This is a genomic window from Aureimonas sp. N4, assembly GCF_001463925.1.
Lineage (GTDB): Bacteria > Pseudomonadota > Alphaproteobacteria > Rhizobiales > Rhizobiaceae > Aureimonas > Aureimonas ureilytica_A.
The window spans coordinates 1-17866 of sequence record NZ_BBWS01000042.1; the positions used below are offsets into that span (position 1 = coordinate 1).

General features: G+C 60.8%; 21 protein-coding genes and 1 pseudogene. 13 read left to right on the top strand and 9 right to left on the bottom strand.

The features are described 5' to 3' along the window. The 3 genes and pseudogenes from AUL28_RS23015 to AUL28_RS12495 form a co-directional block, all read left to right on the top strand. Positions 1–344, top strand: a pseudogene (locus AUL28_RS23015) (hypothetical protein); the annotation flags it as partial. Between the two features lie 175 nt (positions 345–519). After that, the gene (locus tag AUL28_RS22105) at positions 520–1356 is read left to right on the top strand and encodes a Crp/Fnr family transcriptional regulator (RefSeq protein ID WP_192843455.1); all 837 of its coding nucleotides are present in this window, start codon (positions 520–522) and stop codon (positions 1354–1356) included. Positions 1357–1483: 127 nt separating this feature from the next. After that, positions 1484–1876 carry a MerR family transcriptional regulator gene (locus tag AUL28_RS12495; protein WP_062233045.1) on the top strand — a complete coding sequence of 131 codons (393 nt, stop codon included), beginning with the start codon at positions 1484–1486 and terminating at the stop codon, positions 1874–1876. Between the two features lie 37 nt (positions 1877–1913). Here AUL28_RS12495 and AUL28_RS12500 read toward each other — a convergent pair whose 3' ends face one another. Beyond that, positions 1914–2867: a heparan-alpha-glucosaminide N-acetyltransferase gene (locus AUL28_RS12500; protein ID WP_062233047.1), complete on the bottom strand. Its 954-nt coding sequence runs from the start codon at positions 2865–2867 to the stop codon at positions 1914–1916. A gap of 97 nt (positions 2868–2964) precedes the next feature. Between AUL28_RS12500 and AUL28_RS12505 the strand changes: the two genes are divergently transcribed. Then, on the top strand, positions 2965–3795 hold the full coding sequence (locus AUL28_RS12505) for an aldo/keto reductase (RefSeq protein ID WP_062233049.1): 831 nt from the start codon (positions 2965–2967) through the stop codon (positions 3793–3795). 81 nt (positions 3796–3876) lie between these two features. Next, on the top strand, positions 3877–4695 hold the full coding sequence (locus tag AUL28_RS12510) for a YdcF family protein (protein WP_062233051.1): 819 nt from the start codon (positions 3877–3879) through the stop codon (positions 4693–4695). On the opposite strand, the gene AUL28_RS12515 is transcribed toward AUL28_RS12510, so the two are convergent. Together AUL28_RS12515 and AUL28_RS12520 are read right to left on the bottom strand one after the other, a co-directional pair. Then, positions 4665–4928 (bottom strand): DUF3253 domain-containing protein, encoded by a 264-nt coding sequence (locus tag AUL28_RS12515; protein ID WP_062233052.1) that lies wholly within the window; start codon positions 4926–4928, stop codon positions 4665–4667. The two genes, AUL28_RS12510 and AUL28_RS12515, sit on opposite strands and share 31 nt — an antisense overlap. Next, positions 4925–5638 carry a DUF599 domain-containing protein gene (locus AUL28_RS12520; RefSeq protein WP_062220187.1) on the bottom strand — a complete coding sequence of 238 codons (714 nt, stop codon included), beginning with the start codon at positions 5636–5638 and terminating at the stop codon, positions 4925–4927. The genes AUL28_RS12515 and AUL28_RS12520 overlap by 4 nt, the downstream gene beginning before the upstream one ends. A 109-nt stretch (positions 5639–5747) precedes the next feature. On the opposite strand from AUL28_RS12520, the gene AUL28_RS12525 reads away from it, so the two are divergent. Beyond that, complete coding sequence (locus AUL28_RS12525; protein WP_058635314.1) at positions 5748–6179, top strand: DUF1489 family protein; 432 nt, start codon at positions 5748–5750, stop codon at positions 6177–6179. Positions 6180–6237: 58 nt separating this feature from the next. Here AUL28_RS12525 and AUL28_RS12530 read toward each other — a convergent pair whose 3' ends face one another. Further along, entirely contained in the window at positions 6238–6465 is a 228-nt protein-coding gene (locus tag AUL28_RS12530) for a hypothetical protein (protein ID WP_156419986.1), read from the bottom strand. Positions 6466–6622: 157 nt separating this feature from the next. Continuing rightward, positions 6623–8074 (bottom strand): D-alanyl-D-alanine carboxypeptidase, encoded by a 1452-nt coding sequence (locus tag AUL28_RS12535; protein WP_062233054.1) that lies wholly within the window; start codon positions 8072–8074, stop codon positions 6623–6625. Positions 8075–8382: 308 nt separating this feature from the next. On the opposite strand from AUL28_RS12535, the gene AUL28_RS12540 reads away from it, so the two are divergent. The 5 genes from AUL28_RS12540 (at position 8383) to AUL28_RS12560 (ending at position 13046) form a co-directional block, all read left to right on the top strand. Then, positions 8383–8742: a phasin family protein gene (locus tag AUL28_RS12540; RefSeq protein WP_058598392.1), complete on the top strand. Its 360-nt coding sequence runs from the start codon at positions 8383–8385 to the stop codon at positions 8740–8742. A gap of 231 nt (positions 8743–8973) precedes the next feature. Continuing rightward, positions 8974–9342, top strand: a complete 369-nt coding sequence (clpS, locus tag AUL28_RS12545) for an ATP-dependent Clp protease adapter ClpS (RefSeq protein WP_058598465.1) — start codon at positions 8974–8976, stop codon at positions 9340–9342. Positions 9343–9350: 8 nt separating this feature from the next. Then, complete coding sequence (clpA, locus tag AUL28_RS12550; RefSeq protein ID WP_062233057.1) at positions 9351–11867, top strand: ATP-dependent Clp protease ATP-binding subunit ClpA; 2517 nt, start codon at positions 9351–9353, stop codon at positions 11865–11867. A gap of 52 nt (positions 11868–11919) precedes the next feature. Continuing rightward, complete coding sequence (locus AUL28_RS12555) at positions 11920–12678, top strand: AzlC family ABC transporter permease (RefSeq protein ID WP_244493514.1); 759 nt, start codon at positions 11920–11922, stop codon at positions 12676–12678. Then, on the top strand, positions 12675–13046 hold the full coding sequence (locus AUL28_RS12560; RefSeq protein WP_062220197.1) for an AzlD domain-containing protein: 372 nt from the start codon (positions 12675–12677) through the stop codon (positions 13044–13046). Before AUL28_RS12555 ends, AUL28_RS12560 begins: the two co-directional genes overlap by 4 nt. Before the next feature lie 4 nt (positions 13047–13050). Here the strand turns inward: AUL28_RS12560 and AUL28_RS12565 are convergent, their stop codons facing one another. Genes AUL28_RS12565 through AUL28_RS12580 form a run of 4 tightly spaced genes read right to left on the bottom strand, consistent with a single transcriptional unit; the run spans position 13051 to position 15971 of the window. Beyond that, positions 13051–13476, bottom strand: a complete 426-nt coding sequence (locus tag AUL28_RS12565; protein WP_062233063.1) for an HIT family protein — start codon at positions 13474–13476, stop codon at positions 13051–13053. Positions 13477–13534: 58 nt separating this feature from the next. Continuing rightward, a complete protein-coding gene (locus AUL28_RS12570; protein ID WP_062233066.1) occupies positions 13535–14752 on the bottom strand; it encodes a GNAT family N-acetyltransferase in 1218 nt (405 codons plus the stop codon). Positions 14753–14775: 23 nt separating this feature from the next. Beyond that, a complete protein-coding gene (locus tag AUL28_RS12575; RefSeq protein ID WP_062233497.1) occupies positions 14776–15492 on the bottom strand; it encodes a glycerophosphodiester phosphodiesterase in 717 nt (238 codons plus the stop codon). Positions 15493–15506: 14 nt separating this feature from the next. Continuing rightward, positions 15507–15971, bottom strand: a complete 465-nt coding sequence (locus tag AUL28_RS12580; RefSeq protein WP_062233069.1) for a RidA family protein — start codon at positions 15969–15971, stop codon at positions 15507–15509. 100 nt (positions 15972–16071) lie between these two features. On the opposite strand from AUL28_RS12580, the gene AUL28_RS12585 reads away from it, so the two are divergent. Together AUL28_RS12585 and rpsB are read left to right on the top strand one after the other, a co-directional pair. Continuing rightward, positions 16072–16878 (top strand): EipB family protein, encoded by an 807-nt coding sequence (locus AUL28_RS12585; RefSeq protein WP_062233072.1) that lies wholly within the window; start codon positions 16072–16074, stop codon positions 16876–16878. A gap of 186 nt (positions 16879–17064) precedes the next feature. Beyond that, complete coding sequence (gene rpsB, locus AUL28_RS12590; RefSeq protein ID WP_058598383.1) at positions 17065–17853, top strand: 30S ribosomal protein S2; 789 nt, start codon at positions 17065–17067, stop codon at positions 17851–17853. Positions 17854–17866 lie beyond the last annotated feature (13 nt).

A 17866-nucleotide genomic window follows, 5' to 3' on the forward strand; every position in this document is an offset into this window, starting at 1 on the left:
GCCGTGAAAGCGCGCCTCCGCCGCGTGAACCGCTTAAAGTAGATGATCGAATGGCTCAGCGACGACGGCTCCGGCACTATCGCCGGCGAACCAAGCACTTGGCACGCGACGCCGGACCGGACCTTGGGGTCGCGCCCGTGGAGAACCCGGAATTCAACGGCATGGCCAAGGCCATCGCGCGCATGATCGAGCGCGATTATGTCCACGTCTCGTGCCTTCCGAATGCTCGAACCGTCATCGATACCGTGCCGATCTGGTTCGAACACGACGATACCGCTCACCCGCACAAGGCGCTCGGTATTCTCTCACTGCGCGAGTTCATTGCGCCCCGACAAGCCCCCTGATCCTGTCGGGTCGTTCCGGACATTAAAAATTCTCTGTTCGGCCTGCCTATCATATAGGTCGCTTTACGAAACTCCATGTCACCTGCCTTCCATTTGGGTTTCGAGCGGACATGTAATCCACTTGAATAGCGGACGTGTCGCCTGCGGGACGCCGCTGCCGTTTCGAGGCCAGACGATGTTCCTCGACGCTCAGGCAAACGGGTCTGGCAGGGCAGGCCCTGTGCTACCAGCTCGCCGCGAGGGCGGAGAAAATCAGATGGGGGGCGAGAACGTGAGTACCGTAATCAATCGATCCGATGATGCCAATGATATGCTGGCGAGACGGTTGCGCGCCGCAGGCTCCCTCAGCACGATGGACGAGGTGATGCTGTCGCGTTTGCATTGGGATGTTGTCGACATTCCCGCAAAGACCGACTTCCTCAACGAGGGAGATCGGCCGAACCGATGCTGCCTGTTGATCGATGGTCTGATCATCCGCTCCAACTTCACACAGGCCGGCGAACGGCAGATCCAATCCGTTCATATTCCCGGTGATATGCCGGACCTCCAGAGTCTCCATCTCAAGCAGATGGATCACTATATCGGAACCGTTTCCCCTTGTAGGGTGGCGTTCATCAGCCACGATGCCATTTTATGCACGCTTGAACGATCCAAGGATCTGACTGCTCGGTTTTGGCGTGAGACGCTGATCGACGCGGCTCTCTATCGCGCCATCATCGTGCGCAACGCGCGCCTTGGATCAACCGAGCGGCTGGCACATTTCATCTGCGAGATGTGGTGCCGCTTCGATGCGGTTGGGCTGACCGACGCTTCCGGCTTTCCCTTTGCGATGACACAGGAAATGGTGGGTCAAGTTCTCGGGCTCAGCATCGTGAGCGTGAACCGATCCATGCAAATGCTTCGTGCGGAGGGTCTTGTGGTCTGGGATCGTGGTCGCATCGACATTCTGGATTGGAATCGGCTGGCTGGTCTCGGACAGTTCGACCCGACCTTCCTTCATCTCAACGATTGATCGGACCGCAAGACGTCTCTAACGGAAGTGCGCTCGATCGGGCCGAACACAGCGGCTTGACACGGGGCCTGCGGATTGACTCGGCCGCGTCCCCACGTCAGACAAAGGGTTCATTCGGACGATTTTCATGCGCGATTATTATACGATCACGGAGCTGACTCGCGAGTTCGACATCTCGACGAGGACGATCCGTTTCTACGAGGACGAAGGGCTGATCGCGCCGATCCGGCGCGGGCGCACGCGTCTGTTTCGCCATTCGGATCGTCATCTTTTGCGCATGATCCTGCGCGGAAAGCGCCTCGGATTTTCGATCGCGGAGATCCGCGAGATCATGGGGATGTACAAGACGCCGCCGGGCGAAGCGGGACAGTTGCGGGCCATCGTCAAGCGTGTGGCGGACAAGCGCTCGGAACTTGAACAGAAGCGCCGCGATATCGAGGATTTACTGGCCGAACTGGATCAGGCGGAAGAAGCCTGCCTGACGCGTATGGCCGAACTCGGAATTTCTCCTTCCAGCTGAGTTCGCGCGCCCGGGGCGATGCGGGCGCAACGACGCCCTATGGCTGCGCGTTGAACGAACAATAATTGACGGTCTCGCTGACGCGGCCCGTTTCGGCCTCGGTTAACTGGCTTCGAAGAAGCCGATCCAGCAGCTGCGCCTCTTGAAGCTTCTGTTGCACGCATCCGCAATAAGCCACACAGAAACTGGCATCCCGGTCTCTCTCGCAGGTCTGGCGGCAGCTTTGCTGAAAGGCCGCAGTCTGATCCGGCGGGGCGATGAAGGCCGCGGCGGCGACCACACCGATCGATATCGGCTGGTGCAGGAGATAGAACAGAAGGGAATGTCGCCCGAGCTTCGAAAGGGGCCATAAGGGGCGGACCGCGCCATTCAGTCCCTCCAGCTTCTTCCAGATGCCAAACCGAGCGAAGGCCTGAGCGATCGCCATGCCGATCAGGATCGGCCCGAACCAGGGAAAGAGAGGAACGAAATCGTTGGAAAGCGGTGGATGCGCTGAAAAGCCGATCCACGCCAACCATCGACTGTCCGTCAACGGGGTCGTAAAAATGAGGGGGAGCGCGATGACGGCTGCGGCCATGGCTGCCGTCAGCCAGAAGGGCAGCCGTAGAAAGGTAAGCGCCAGCAGGCTTCCTAACGCGATGAGATGCAGGATGCCGAAAAACACGAAGCCTTGGGGCGTGAAGGCCAGCGTGGCCGCTGTGATGGCGGCTGCACCCGCGGCGATCTGAAAACAGCGTTTGCGAAACGATGGCCAGCGAATGCCCTCGCCATGGGCCAGAACGAGACCGACGCCAACGAGGATCAGGAAGCTGGAGGCGATCGCTCTGGCGAAAAGCTTCCAGCCGCCCACCTGAGCATAGCCTGGCGGCAGATAACCGAAAAACTCCAGATCCCAGGTGAAATGGTACACGAGCATCGCGATGAGCGCGCAGCCGCGCGCCACGTCGAGACATTCGATCCGGCCGATCGCTCTGTTTTGCGATGTCGTCATGACGCTTCCACTGGTTCGCTGCCCGTTTCGCCTATCTCAATCCAAGATCAAAGGCGACCCGCATAGCGGACAGCCTGACGCCGAAAGAGATCCACGTATGAAGATGATCGAAGCATCGGGCGCTCGTATTCCCGCCCTGGGATTTGGAACCTACAAACTCACCGGCGATCTTTGCGTCCGAATGGTGGAGAAAGCGATAGAAGCCGGTTATCGGCATATCGATACCGCGCGAATGTATGGCAACGAGCGCGAGGTCGGGCAGGGCATTCGAAACAGCGGTCTCGCGCGCAGCGAAGCGTTCGTGACCACGAAGGTCTGGTTCGAAGATATTGGCGCAGATCGACTCGCGCAGTCGGCCGCCGAGGCTGTCGAAGCGCTGGATGTCGGGCCCGTCGATCTCCTGCTGATCCACTGGCCGAACGCAGCCATCCCGCTGGAGGATTCCATCGGCGCGCTGAACGAGGCGAAGGAGAAGGGACTGACGCGTCATATCGGCGTCGCGAATTTCCCTAGCACCCTGATGGATGATGCCGCGGCGATGAGCTCGGCTCAGCTCGTCTGCAATCAGGTCGAATATCATCCGCTCCTGTCCCAGGAGGCGATCCTGCACGCCTGCGAACGCAATGACATGGCGCTGATAGCCTACTCGCCGATCGGCCAAGGAGGCGAGTTGCTCCAGCATCCGACCGTCACGGGTATCGCGAACAGGCTCGGGCGGACCCCTGCTCAAGTCATCTTGCGTTGGGAACTCGATCAGCCTCGCGTGGGCGCCATTCCTCGAACATCCAATGAAGAGCGCCTACAAGAAAATTTCGACGTCTTCTCGTTCGAGCTGTCTGATACCGACCGCCAATCCTTGAACGCGATGACGCAGCAGCGCAAGCGATTGGTGAACCCCAGCTTCGCACCGGCTTGGGATCGGATCTGACACGCGCAGGATCGCATCGCGGGGCAGCGCGTCGATGCCTGTGCCATCCTTGCGTTGACGCTGAAAGGTTTCAACCGACCCATGTTTTTCGCGGTTTCCAAACTGGGCTGGTATCTCGTCCAGCCCCTTGTCGCCATCCTTCTGGCTTTCGGTGTCGGCTTTCTCTGCCTCGCTCTGAAGCTGCCGCGAACCGGCATCACGCTTCTGGCGATCGGATTCGCGAGTCTCGCCATTTTCAGCCTGTCGCCACTCGGGCTCCTCATGCTGGCTCCGCTCGAGAACCGATTTCCCAAGCCGGTATTGCCCGAGCGCGTGACCGGCATCGTGGTTCTCGGCGGCTCGTTCGATACGCTCGTCGCCCGAACACGCGGCGAGCCGGAGCTCAACGACGCGGCTGACCGCATCACGACGACACTCGCCCTGTCTCGCCTCTACCCGGACGCCAAAGTGATCTTCAGCGGCGGGGCCGCGGCGATGTTCGAGGAGGATGTGACCGAGTCCTCGGTTGCCCAGAAGCTGTTTGCCCAACTCGGGCTGGCACCCGAACGCCTCATTCTGGAGGACCGTTCCCGCAACACGATCGAGAATGCGCGCTTCTCGAAGGAGTTGGCCTCGCCGCAGCCAGGTGAGACCTGGTTGCTCGTCACCTCCGCGGCTCATATGCCTCGGTCGGTCGGCTGTTTCCGCACAGCCGGCTTCGACATCATCCCATATCCAACCGACTATCAGACACCGGGCGGCGACATGAAATACCGGCCTTCGACGGCCACGGTGCGCAATCTGGAAAAGGTGCATTTTGCGATACGCGAATATCTGGGCCTATTCGCCTATTATCTGACGGGGAAGACCGATGCCTGGATCCCAGCGCCTCACGCGCCATCCGGTAAGGCCAATCTGTAGATTCCCTTGAAATCGTCCGGATCCACCGGCCGTCCCTTACGCAGGATGCGAACGTCGCCGGCCTTCGCCATTCTGACCGCCTCCGCCCGGATCGGGGTCATCATCCGGCGCCAGACCTTTTCATCCGATCCTGCGAGGCTGCGCGCGATTTCCGAGGGGCAGACGGTCTTGTCCGCGCCCCGCTCCATGACCGCCGACGCGATGGCCTGTTGGATGGCTTCTTTCGACATCATCGAAGTTCCTCCGAGTCAGGGGCCAGACAATCGTTCGCTTCCGAGAAGAACTGGCGACGGGCAAGAATCAGGATGACGATCGTCGTCGTCAGCATCAGCACTTTCGGGCCTAGAAACCAGCCAAGATAGGCCATGCCGAAAAAGATCGCCCTGAGTCCGGAATTGAAGTGGCGAGCCGCGATCTGGTTCATGCGGATCGCGCGACGCACAGCCCGCTCGGCCGCGTCCTGATCGGCCTCGGCCTCTCGCGCCATCGGAACGGCACCGATCAAAATCGTGCAGTAATTGAACAGGCGGTAGGCCCAGCCGAATTTGAAGAAGGCGAAGATGAAGATCGTGACAAGGCCGAGAAGCTTCGTTTCCAGGAGCGCCCGGTCGAAATTGCCTTCCAGCGGAAGGTCGGTGACGACCGAGGCGATATGATCGGCCGCACCGATCAACGCGAAACATCCGCCAATGGCGAAAATACAGGCCGAGGCGAAAAAGCCCGTGCCTTGCTGGAGCCCGGTCATGATGGCCGTGTCGATCATGCGTAGATCGCGCTTCAGCATCGTCCACATCCAGATCTCGCGCTGGCTGTTCATCCGGCGGCTGAGGCCATGGCTGGAGAGAGCGGTGCCGTCCACCGCGAAAGAGTAGATGGCCCAGCCCAGACTGAAGGTGACGAGCGCCAGAAGATTCTCGACATCGAAGATCTGCTGGAAAGGCATGGCGGAGATCCGACGCTGAAGAAGGGTGGCAGCGCTTGCCCCCTAGCATGTTGTGGGAGCGACGTCAGGCGGTCTTGACCTGATCGGTTGTCAGGCGGATGGAGGTTTCATGCCGCTTCATATGATCAAGCTCTGCGTCGGGGTCGAGACAATCGAGGACCTCCAGACGCATGTCGAACATCGTCTGCTCGCTCAGCGTCTCGCTGGCCAGCCGGAAGAGCAGTTCCATGTCACCCGAGTCATGCCTAAACGCGCCGATGACATTGTCGCCGGCGGCTCCCTTTACTGGGTCATTCGCGGGCAGGTTCAGGTTCGTCAGCCCGTCTTGCGGTTCGACCCATTCACCGCCGAGGACGGGATCGAGCGTTGCCGGATCGTTCTCAGGCCTGAGTTCATCGCCACGCAATGGCAGCCCAGGCGCGCCTTTCAGGGCTGGCGCTATCTCGTCTCGGACGATGCGCCGGCCGACCGAGGGGCCGAGGAGGGCGTAGGTCTTCCCCAGCAGCTTCAACGCGAGTTGGCCGATCTCGGCCTGCTCTGAGGGGAAGAGCCGATGCCAAATCCGCGCGGGATCAACTGGAAGCTTCGTCCCCCAGTTCTCAACCGCGCGGGCTGCGCCCACAGGAGATGCGCACGGCTGGCGTGCCGGCAGGTCCGTCGACCTTGAGGTAGATCAGGCCTTCGGGCTGCGCGGCGCGCCAAGCCCGAGCGCCATGGCACAGGAGTAGACCCACCAAGTCCTTCGCGCGAACCCGCGTCTTGCCATCGCGATAGTCGCCCAGACGCGAGGCCGCTTGCTGGAGCGGGTGAAGACCGATCGAAGACACGTTCGAGGCCTTTTCCCCGGCGGACGTGTAACCAAGGATTTCCTGCTCAACCGACATGGGAACCTCGAACTGACTCGTAACAAACTGGCGGGCGAAATAAGGTGAGCGATCGACTGCGAAACCAATACGGATCGCGGCCGAGCCGGTTCAGCGTTGATCAATCAGCGCCGATTGCATAGCAGGCGTAGGAGCGGGCCTTCAGAACGTCACAGGCCGCGTTGGCGGCGGCTTTCGTGTCGAAACCCGCAAAGCGCGCTCGATAGAGGGTCTGGGAACCGCTGGCAACCGCTTCCGTGAACGGCTTGGCGCGGGCGAGCGCCGACCCGCCACGCTGCTTGGCTTCGGCGAGAATATCCAACGCGGTCGACTCGGCCGGCGTGGCCGCGATCTGGACGATCCAGCCTGAGGAGGCGAGGGATGCCGTCGCCACAGGTGGAACGGACGCTCCCGGAATGGCCACGCGCGGACGCGGCGCCCCCGCCAAGGCATTCGAGGTCGGAATTTCGAGAGCGTCCTGACCTTTCTGCCCCATGGCGGCTCGCAGCGCATCCCGGCCAATCGCGGATCGTTCGGGCGCCGTAATGGCGTTCATCGCCCCGGCCGCGTTGGAGCCGTAAGCCTGCGCCACACGCTCGTTGATGGACGAGGCCCGGCGCGTCGGCAACGGGACGCTCTGCGGGACTTCGGCGACGTGTGACGATACGGACGGACCGCGAACAGCCGGCGAATAGGCCGCGATCAAAGGCTCGCTGCCACGCGTGCTCACGTCAGGAAGATATTTGTTGACGAGCTCGACCATGTGATCGTCGCGCGAGCGGGCCGTGCGCCCGCCCATGACCACCGCCACCAGCTTCTTGTTGCCGCGAACGACCGAGGTGACGAGGTTGAAGCCGGATGCGTTGATATAGCCGGTTTTGATGCCGTCGACACCTTGAACACGTCCGAGAAGCCGGTTGTGATTGCCGATCACCTGGCCACGGAAGTTGAAGGAGCGACGGCTGAAGTAGCTGTAATATTGCGGGAAATGCTCACGAAGGGCGATGCCGAGCGTCGCCATGTCGCGCGCGGTCGTCATCTGGCCGGGATTGGGAAGACCGTTGGCGTTCTGAAAATTCGTCCGCGTCATGCCCAGCTTGCGAGCCTTCGACGTCATCATCTCCGCGAACTGGCTCTCCGTGCCCCCGAGAAACTCGCCGATCACCACAGCCGCGTCATTGGCCGATCGCGTGACGAGACCCAGAATGCCTTCCTCCACGGAGATCGTGGTTCCGGGCTTCAACCCGAGCTTAGATGGCGGGCGAGCGGAGGCGTAAGCCGAGACCTTCATCGGGGTGGAAAGCGTCGCACGGCCACTCTCCAACGCATCGAACAGCATATAGAGGGTCATCATCTTCGTGAGCGAAGCGGGATAACGGCGTTCGTCGCTGCTCTTGGAGAATAGAACCTTGCCGTTGTTCGCGTCAATCACGATCGCCGAATAGCGGTCGTCCTTGGCCTGAGCGTGCGCCGCGGGCGCCTGTAGAATGAGCGTGGCGCCAACGAGGAGGGATCCAGCCGTCAAGCCAATCGACTTGGCGAAGACATCGATCCGGGAAGGGGCCTTGAGCATGGGCAGCTCTCTCGTCTCTGCAATTGTCGAGATGCCGCGACTCGACTTCGCAGTCGAACCCTTACCAACAGTGTGGCGTAGCGATCTCATGTGGAGGAAAGATACGCCCGAGGGCCTTACCAATCCGTTTATGGTTGCCGGAACCTTGTGATCGCATGAGGGCATTCGCTTCAAAGTTTATGTGAAATCGGAAGGCTTCACCTTTCTCCTCAAAACCTCCGATTGCAGCTTGCATTCATTGTGCGATGCAATATATTCGGATGCGCTGCAGCGAACTGCGGTGACGGGTTGGAAACGGGAGCATTGCAATGAACATGTATGCGGACGCTGGTCAGGCCAGCAAGGAAGCCATGGACAACGTCCTCAAGTCGATCTCCGCGATGACGAAGGGCTTCCAGCAGATCGCCGCCGAGACCGGTGACTTCACCAAGCGCAATTACGAGACCTCGACCAAGATGTTGGAAGAGCTCGCTCAGACCCGGACGCCCGACAAGGCGATCGAAGTCCAGACGAATTACATGAAGTCCTGCTACGAGGCATGGGTCTCGCAGGCTTCGAAGATCAACGAGATCTACGCCGGCGTCGCTCGCGAGACCTTCAAGCCGTTCGAGAACAACCTGAACAAGGCGGCGAATTTCGCTCAGGACGCTTCGTATCAGGCGGCCTGAGGCCTCTTTCCAACAACGAGCGAGAATGCACGAAGCCCGGCGCCAGCCGGGCTTTTTTTATGTTCTTCGGTGTAGAGCGATACCGCCTCTTGCGGCGACAGCCCGAATCTTGTGGTGTCTGGGATCGCAAGGGTGGCGTTGAGAATTTCGGCTGCGGCGGGATGGCGTCTTAAAATGAGCCAGAGTGCACATACATATCAGCCGAAGGCGAAGGTGACGGCATTGAACGATATGGTCTTGAGGACAAGGACTCCGACATCGAAGGTCCGCCTACAGGCGGGTGATGACGACGGCGTCGGCAACGACCGGGGCACGTCCGTCATTACGCGTACGAAGCCGAAAACCAAACGACCCAATCTTTACAGAGTGCTTCTTCTCAATGACGATTACACTCCGATGGAGTTCGTCATCCACGTTCTCGAGCGGTTCTTTCAGAAGGACCGGGAGGCGGCCACGCGCATTATGCTCCATGTCCACAAGCATGGGGTGGGCGAGTGTGGCGTCTACACCTACGAGGTCGCGGAAACGAAGGTGACGCAGGTCATGGATTTCGCCCGTCAGCATCAGCATCCGCTTCAATGCGTGATGGAAAAGAATTGAGGTGAAGCTTGCCGACATTTTCTCAAAGCCTCGAAAAGTCGCTGCATCAAGCGCTGACCTACGCAAACGAACGCCATCAGGAATTTGCCACTCTCGAACATCTCCTCCTGGCCCTTCTGGACGATAAGGACGCGGCCAATGTCATGCGTGGGTGCAGTGTCGATCTCGACGCTCTGCGCTCGTCCCTGATCGAATATATCGATACCGAACTCGCCAATCTGGTGAACGGCAGCGACGACGATTCCAAGCCGACCGCCGGCTTCCATCGTGTGATCCAGCGCGCCGTGATTCACGTTCAGTCCTCGGGCCGGGACGAAGTGACGGGCGCCAATGTTCTCGTCGCGATCTTCGCCGAGCGCGAAAGCCACGCCGCCTTCTTCCTGCAGGAGCAGGAGATGACGCGATACGATGCCGTGAATTTCATTTCGCATGGAATTTCCAAGCGTCCTGGCGCGTCCGAAGGCCGCACCGTGCGCGGAACGGAGGACGAGCAGTCGGTCATGGGGAATGAGGACGAGGGGCGTCGCAAGTCGACGCAGGACGCTCTAACGGCGTATTGCGTCAATCTCAACGAGAAGGCGAAAACCGGGCGGATCGATCCGCTGATTGGACGCGCCAACGAGATCAACCGAACCATTCAGGTTCTCTGCCGCCGTTCCAAGAACAACCCGCTCTATGTCGGCGACCCCGGCGTCGGAAAGACGGCGATCGCGGAAGGTCTGGCGAAGCGAATCGTTGAAGGCGACGTTCCGGAAGTCCTGGCGGATGCCACGATCTTCTCGCTCGATATGGGAACGCTCTTGGCCGGTACGCGCTATCGTGGCGATTTCGAGGAGCGGTTGAAGCAGGTCGTCAAGGAACTGGAGGAGTTTCCAGGCGCGGTTCTTTTCATCGACGAGATCCACACGGTGATCGGGGCAGGCGCGACCTCGGGCGGCGCGATGGACGCGTCCAATCTTCTCAAACCTGCGCTGTCTTCGGGGGCGATCCGCTGCATCGGCTCGACCACCTATAAGGAATATCGCCAGTTCTTCGAGAAGGACCGGGCGCTCGTCCGTCGCTTCCAGAAGATCGACGTAGCCGAGCCCTCCGTCGAGGATGCGGTGGCCATTCTGAAGGGATTGAAGCCTTACTTCGAAGATTTCCACCATGTGAAATTTTCGAACGAGGCCATCCGTTCGGCCGTGGAATTGTCGGCCCGCTACATCAACGATCGGAAGCTGCCGGACAAGGCGATCGACGTGATCGACGAGACAGGCGCATCGCAGATGCTGCTGCCCGAGCCCAAGCGCAAGAAGAGCATCGGGGTCAAGGAGATCGAGGCGACCGTCGCGACGATGGCGCGCATTCCGCCGAAATCGGTGTCCAAGGATGACGAAGAGGTTCTCTCGAACCTCACCGAGCAGTTGAAGCGCGTCGTCTATGGTCAGGACGCCGCCATCGAGAGCCTGACGACGGCGATCAAGCTGGCGCGCGCGGGCCTGCGCGAACCCGAGAAGCCGATCGGCTCCTACCTCTTCTCGGGCCCGACCGGCGTCGGCAAGACGGAAGTCGCCAAACAACTGGCGTCCGCACTCGGAATCGAGCTCCTGCGCTTCGATATGTCCGAATATATGGAGCGCCACACGGTCTCGCGGTTGATCGGCGCGCCTCCCGGCTATGTCGGCTTCGATCAGGGCGGCCTGCTGACGGACGGGGTCGACCAGCATCCGCATTGCGTGTTGCTGCTCGATGAAATCGAGAAGGCGCATCCCGATCTGTTCAACATCCTGTTGCAGGTGATGGATCACGGGAAGCTGACGGATCACAACGGAAAGAAGATCGACTTCCGCAATGTCATCCTGATCATGACGACCAACGCGGGCGCGTCAGAGTCTCAAAAGGCTGCGATCGGCTTTGGCTCGACCAGACGGACGGGCGACGATGTGGAGGCGATCAACCGCCTGTTCACACCGGAATTCCGCAACCGCCTCGATGCGATCATTCCGTTCGGCCCGCTGCCCACGCCGGTGATCCACGAAGTCGTCCAGAAGTTCGTGATGCAGCTGGAAGCGCAGCTTTCGGAGCGCGGCGTGACCTTCGAACTTCATCCCGATGCCATCGCATGGCTGGCAGAGAAGGGCTATGACGAGCACATGGGTGCGCGGCCGCTCGGCCGTGTCATTCAGGAATATGTCAAGAAGCCTCTGGCTGACGAGGTTTTGTTCGGCAAGCTCAAGCGCGGCGGAACGGTCAAGGTCACGGTGGTGACGGACGAGGCGGGTGCCAAGAAGCTCGCGCTCGAAGCCATTGCGGACGAATCCTTCACCAAACCTCGCAAGGCGAGCGCAAAGCGAGCCAAGGTCGGACCGAACGGCGAAGACGTCATCGAAGAAGACGAGGACGAAGAGTTCGAACTCGACGACAATCAGGATGTCGCGGAGTCCGGCGAGGCACAGGAGACCGTTCGTCCAGCTGACGAGCCCTCGTCTCGCGGTGGCAAAAGGGCCGGAACCGTCCCGAAAATTCCCCGCAAGCCGAATTGATGGGTTAAGGAAAGGCCGCCTTCCGGGCGGCCTTTTTCATGTCGCCGCCCTGTTGATTCAATCGGGCGATGGCATGGACCGTTTGCAAGAGCACGAACAGGACGAGACGCGGCTTTGGGTCTGGCGAGGAATTCGCCAGATCGCTTCTGCGCCGGCGCTGATTCTGGTGACGGCACATCTGGGTTTCGCCGGTCTGGCGCGCGATGCCGGGCTCAACTGGTTCGAGGCCTCGTTTATGGTCTTTTCGATCTGGGCGCTGCCGGCCAATCTCATCCTTCTGGGTTCGATCACCGCAGGCCTGTCGTTGGTGGCGACGGCTTTTGCCGTCGGGTTGTCTTCCCTGCGGCTGATGCCGATGGTCATGTCCTTGATGCCGGACCTTCGCGCGAAGCGAACACGAACGAGCACACTTCTTGTCCTGTCCCATTTTGTGGCGGTCACAGCCTGGGTCGTGGCGATGGAGCGCCTTCCCGATATTCCACGCCGCTACCGAACAGCGTTTTTCGCGGGGTTCGGCATCACGCTGACTGTCATCAACACGTTGATCGTCGCGTTCGCTTTCAATCTGATGGGTCAGTTTCCGGCGCTCGTCACTGGCGCCCTGGCTTTCTTGACGCCCGTTTATTTTCTCACATCGCTCTACGGCTCCGCTCGTGACGTGACCGGCCGGTTGGCCTTGTTTCTCGGGATGGTCGCCATCGTTCCAGCCAATCGGCTTGCGCCCGATTTCGACATTCTGATCGCCGGGATTGCGGCCGGGCTTTTGTCCCTTGTGATCGGTCGTCTCATCGCGTCGAGGTCCCCTGAATGAGCCTCGATCTCAACTACGGCGCCATGGCCGCCCCATGGTGGCCCTTCGTATTCATTCTTCTGGCGGGATGGTTGCCGACCGACATCTGGCGTTGGCTGGGTGTCCTGTCGTCGGGACGGATCAGCGAATCATCGCCGCTGATCATCGGCGCAAGGGCTGTTGCGACGGGGCTGGTCGCCGCCGTGATCGCGCGGCTTGTGCTATTTCCCGGTGGGTCATCGCTGGCCGCGATCCCGGATTGGATCCGGATCGCGGCTCTGGGAGGAGGATTCTGTGCCTACCTCTGGCTCGGGCGTCAGACGCTCGTTGCCATCCTCGTCGCCGAGATCATCCTCCTCGGTTTGCCCTGGATGATGGGTATCATCTGATCCATCAAGCCAGGTGCTCGCGAATCCGTTCGGCTTGTTCGGCGAGAACGGAAGGGTCCGCCATCCCAGATGCGCCGTGCCCCTTGAGCACCGAACCTTCGTAGCGCGGAATCACATGAAAATGCAGGTGAAAGACGGTCTGCCCGCCCGCCGCTTCGTTGAACTGCATCACCGAAACGCCGTCCGCACCGAAGGCTGACTTCGTGGCGCGTGCGAGACGAGCAACCTCGACCATCGCGGACTGAAGCGCTGCGTCTTCGGCGTCGAGGAGATTGCGGGACGCTGACTTCGGGATGACGAGGCAATGCCCTTCGGATTGCGGCATGATGTCCATGATCGCGAGAACGGCATCCGTTTCGTAGATCTTCGTGCTGGGAATCTCTCCGCGTAGAATCTTCGCGAAAATATTAGTGTCGTCATAAGGCATCATGGCCAGCTCGAATCCTCGGGTTACGATCCGCCGATCTTAATTGCGAGGCGTATCAGGTCTAGCTGCCGCCGTGGTCGCCATCGTCGTTTTTGCGGAAGGGCGTATGATCCGAAAGGAGCTCGTGCATCCGCTCGACATCCCGTCGTTCGCGCCGGAGATATTGTTCGACAGCGGCGCGCAAACCGGAATGGGCGATGTAATGCGCGGAATGCGTGGTGACGGGCTCATAGCCGCGCGCGAGCTTATGTTCGCCCTGCGCGCCCGCTTCCACAACCTCCAGCTTGTGCTCAATCGCGTAATCGATCGCCTGATGGTAGCAGACTTCGAAATGCAGGAAGGGATGCTCCTCGATGCATCCCCAATAGCGACCGAAGATGCGACCGGCGCCGACAAGATTGAGCGCACCGGCGATATACCGCCCTTCGCGCTTCGCCATCACCAGAACGACGCTTGGGCCCATGCGCTCGCCAAGAAGCGAGAAGAAGCGACGGTTGAGGTAGGGCCGACCCCACTTCCGGCTTCCCGTGTCCATGTAGAACGAGAAGAACGCGTCCCACGCACTTTCGGTCAGCTCTCGTCCGCTCAGGCGCTCGATGCTAATGCCGTTGTCCAGCGCGTCCCGGCGTTCCTTGCGCAGGCCCTTGCGCTTGCGGGACGCCAGGGTCTCCAGAAACTCGTCGTAACTGTCATAGCCGCGATTGACGAAGTGGAACTGCTGGTCGGTCCGATGCAGAAACTCGTCGTCCGACAGCGCGGCGAGATCGTCCGGCGTCAGGAAGGTGGCATGAGCCGACGAGACTCCCGCCGCCGCGACATAGCCCTTGATGGCTTGCGCCATCATATGCCGGCAAAGTCCTGTCTCGTCGCCGCTGCCGACCAGAAGCCTTGGGCCGGTCACCGGAGAAAAGGGTGCGCTGATCTGGAGCTTGGGATAATATCGCCCACCCGCCCGCTCGAAGGCGTCGGCCCAGCCATGATCGAAGACATATTCGCCCTGACTATGGCTCTTGAGATAGGCGGGCGCGACCGCGACGATCCGCCCCGAGTCATCGGACAGGGCAAGGTGCTGCACTTGCCACCCAGAGCGCGGTCCGACGCAGCCGGCATCCTCCAAGCAGGACAGGAATGCATGAGAGATAAATGGGTTGATCGTGCGGGCTGAGTCGACCTTGGCCAACCCGTCCCACAGCTCTGGATCGACGCTCGATATGGCGTCGATCACGCTCAGCGTCATGCTGCCTGGCGTCTGATCGACGCCGTCGCTGCCATCGTCCATAGGACCTCCACGTTTGGAGGAAGTCAGCGCGGCGGCGTAAATCCCTCGAATGTCATCTGATCCGCATGGAGCGAACTGCGCTCCACCTCGTCCGGTGTGCGCACCGTCCAACTGATGACCGGAGCGCCGCGTTCCGTACGAACCCAATCCACGAATGCGTTCGGAAGATGATGAACGTTATAGGACGTGAAGTCGCATCGACCGTCGAAAATCCGCCGATGCGCGTCCAGAATTTCCGGGCGGATCCCTTCGGCGGTCAAGCCGAGGGGATAGAGCCCGCCGAGATCATCGGACTGCTCCAGCAGCCAATGATCGAAGGACATGAAGGCGAGGGGGCCATTATAATCTTGGGCCACCGCTGCGACCGCCCCGACGAACCCCTGATCACTGGCTGGATCGATGCCCTTCAACTCCACGATGAGGGGAACCTGGCCACGCACGAGGGCCAACAGGTCCGCGAGACTCGGGATCGTGTCGGAGCTGGATCCCAGACGCAACGCCGATAGGGCATCGGCCGAGCGAGCGCGGATCGATCCCGAGCTACCCGTCAGCCGCTCGAGATTTTCATCATGAAACACGACCGGCACCCGATCGGCCGAGAGATGCACGTCGCACTCAATGGCGTATCCGGCGTCGATCGCGGCCTGAAACGCCGACATCGAGTTCTCGAAGACGGCAGCATTCCCGTCATGCAACCCCCGATGCGCGATCGGGCGATCCTTGAGCCAGTCTGCGTTCATCCCGGCCATGTCGTTCAGGCGATCTCGAACAAGGCTTCGATCTCGACGGCCGCATCCATCGGAAGCGCGGGAACACCCACCGCCGAGCGTGCATGACGGCCCCGATCGCCCAGGATCTGAACGAGGAAATCCGACGCTCCGTTGGCGACTTTATGCTGATCGGTGAAAGCCGCATCGCTCGCCACGAAGACCGTGAGCTTCAGGAGGCGGCCGATCGATTCGAGGTCTCCAAGAGCGGCTTGCGCCTGCGCCAGGATATTGATTGCGCAGTACCGCGCGGCAGCTTGGCCATCTTCCAGGGAAACGCCGGCACCGAGCTTGCCAGCAACCGCGATCTTTCCTTCCGCCAGGGGCAACTGACCCGAGGTCTGAAGCAGGTTGCCAAACCGAACCCAGGGCACATAATTGGCAGCCGGTGCGGCGGCCTGCGGCAGCTGGACACCTGCGTCGGCCAAGCGGCTGGCGATCGTGCTGGTCATGCGAATCCTCATCGGTTGATGCCTCGAAGCGACCGCTAGCAGGTTTTGGCCGAGCCTTCGATACGCGCCGAAGGCAATCTCTAGCGAAAGTTCGAACCGCATGTGGATCCGTCCCCTCATCCTCGGCGCCGTCCTCCAGACGGCTGCGCTCCTGCCGGCGACAGCCGCTGCTTTGCGTCCTCATGAGGCGGTCTACGATCTGACACTCGATCGCTCGGACTCGGACATCAGCGGAGCGCAGGGACGGATCGCCCTGCAATTGAAGCAGGATGCCTGCGAAGCGCTGAGCCTCGACTACCGGTTTCTGGTGCGCTTCCAGCAGGAAACCGAGACGACCATAACCGATCAACGCACGCTGTCGCGGGAGACGGTCAAAGGCGATCGGTTCGAGTTCGAAACGCGGAACACGATCGACGGAGCCGAGCAGGAGACGGTTCAGGGCAAAGCGGAGAACGGCCCGGGCGGAACCCGTATCGCCTACGAAAAGCCCGTGGCGCGGGAGGTCGAGATCGAACTCGCGACCTTCCCTTTGCATCATACAGCTCAGATTATCGAGAAGGCCCAAATGGGCCAACGCATCTTCGAAACACGCCTGTTCGACGGCGACAACGAAGCCGACAAAGGTCTGACGACAACGGCCCTCATCGCCCCCTTCGTGGAGAAGCCGGCGGACAAGCCCAGCGAGGCGGTCGCGACCCAGTTGGCAGGCCTGAAATCCTGGCTAATCATCGAGTCCTACTACAACAAGGATAGCGATAAGGACGGAATGCCGATCTTCGAGACGCGCTATCGTCTTTATGAAAACGGGGTGTCCGACGACCTGAAGCTCGACTTCGGCAGCTATGCGCTCAAGGGGCACCTTTCGCACCTCAGTCTGATGGAGGCTTCCTGCCCAACGACGCGATGACAGGGGCTCTCGCAATCCGGCTTCGGCCTTCCTATCTTGCTCAGCAGGGCGGGATGGTGTAAGCGCCCGCCTATTCCACACACGGATTTCGAGGATCGACGGTCCCAAGCGACCATTCTTTCTCGCCGGTGGCAGGTGTTTCCCTGCTTCTGTCCGTGGAGGTTCAACCGGTCAAAGGACAATTCCATGGCTCTGCCTGATTATTCCATGCGTCAGCTCCTCGAGGCGGGCGTCCACTTCGGACACCAGACTCATCGCTGGAACCCGAAGATGTCGCCCTTCATCTTCGGCGCACGCAACAACATCCACATCATCGATCTCGCGCAGACCGTGCCGATGCTGCACCGCGCGCTCCAGGCGGTGTCGGACACCGTCTCGCGCGGCGGCCGCGTTCTGTTCGTCGGCACCAAGCGTCAGGCTTCCGAGATCATTGCCGATGCGGCGAACCGTTCGGCTCAGTACTACGTCAACGCCCGCTGGCTCGGCGGCATGCTGACGAACTGGAAGACGATCTCGAACTCGATCCAGCGTCTTCGCAAGCTCGATGAGCTTCTGTCCGGCGAAGCCCAGGGCTTCACCAAGAAGGAGCGCCTCAACCTGCAGCGCGAGCGCGACAAGCTCGACCGCGCTCTGGGCGGCATCAAGGACATGGGCGGCGTGCCGGACATGATCTTCATCATCGACACCAACAAGGAGTCGATCGCGATCGACGAGGCCAAGCGTCTCGGCATTCCGGTCGTCGCCGTGGTTGATTCGAACTGCGATCCTTCCCGCATCGACTTCCCGATCCCGGGCAATGACGACGCCGCGCGCGCCATCTCGCTTTACTGCGATCTGATCGCTCGCGCTGCGGTCGACGGCATCGCCCGTCAGCAGGGGTCGATGGGCGTCGATATCGGCGCGATGGAAGAAGCGCCGATCGAGCCCGCGCTCGAAGAGGCTTCGGCCGAGACCGAAGCTTCCGCTGCGGCCTGATCGACCGAACGAT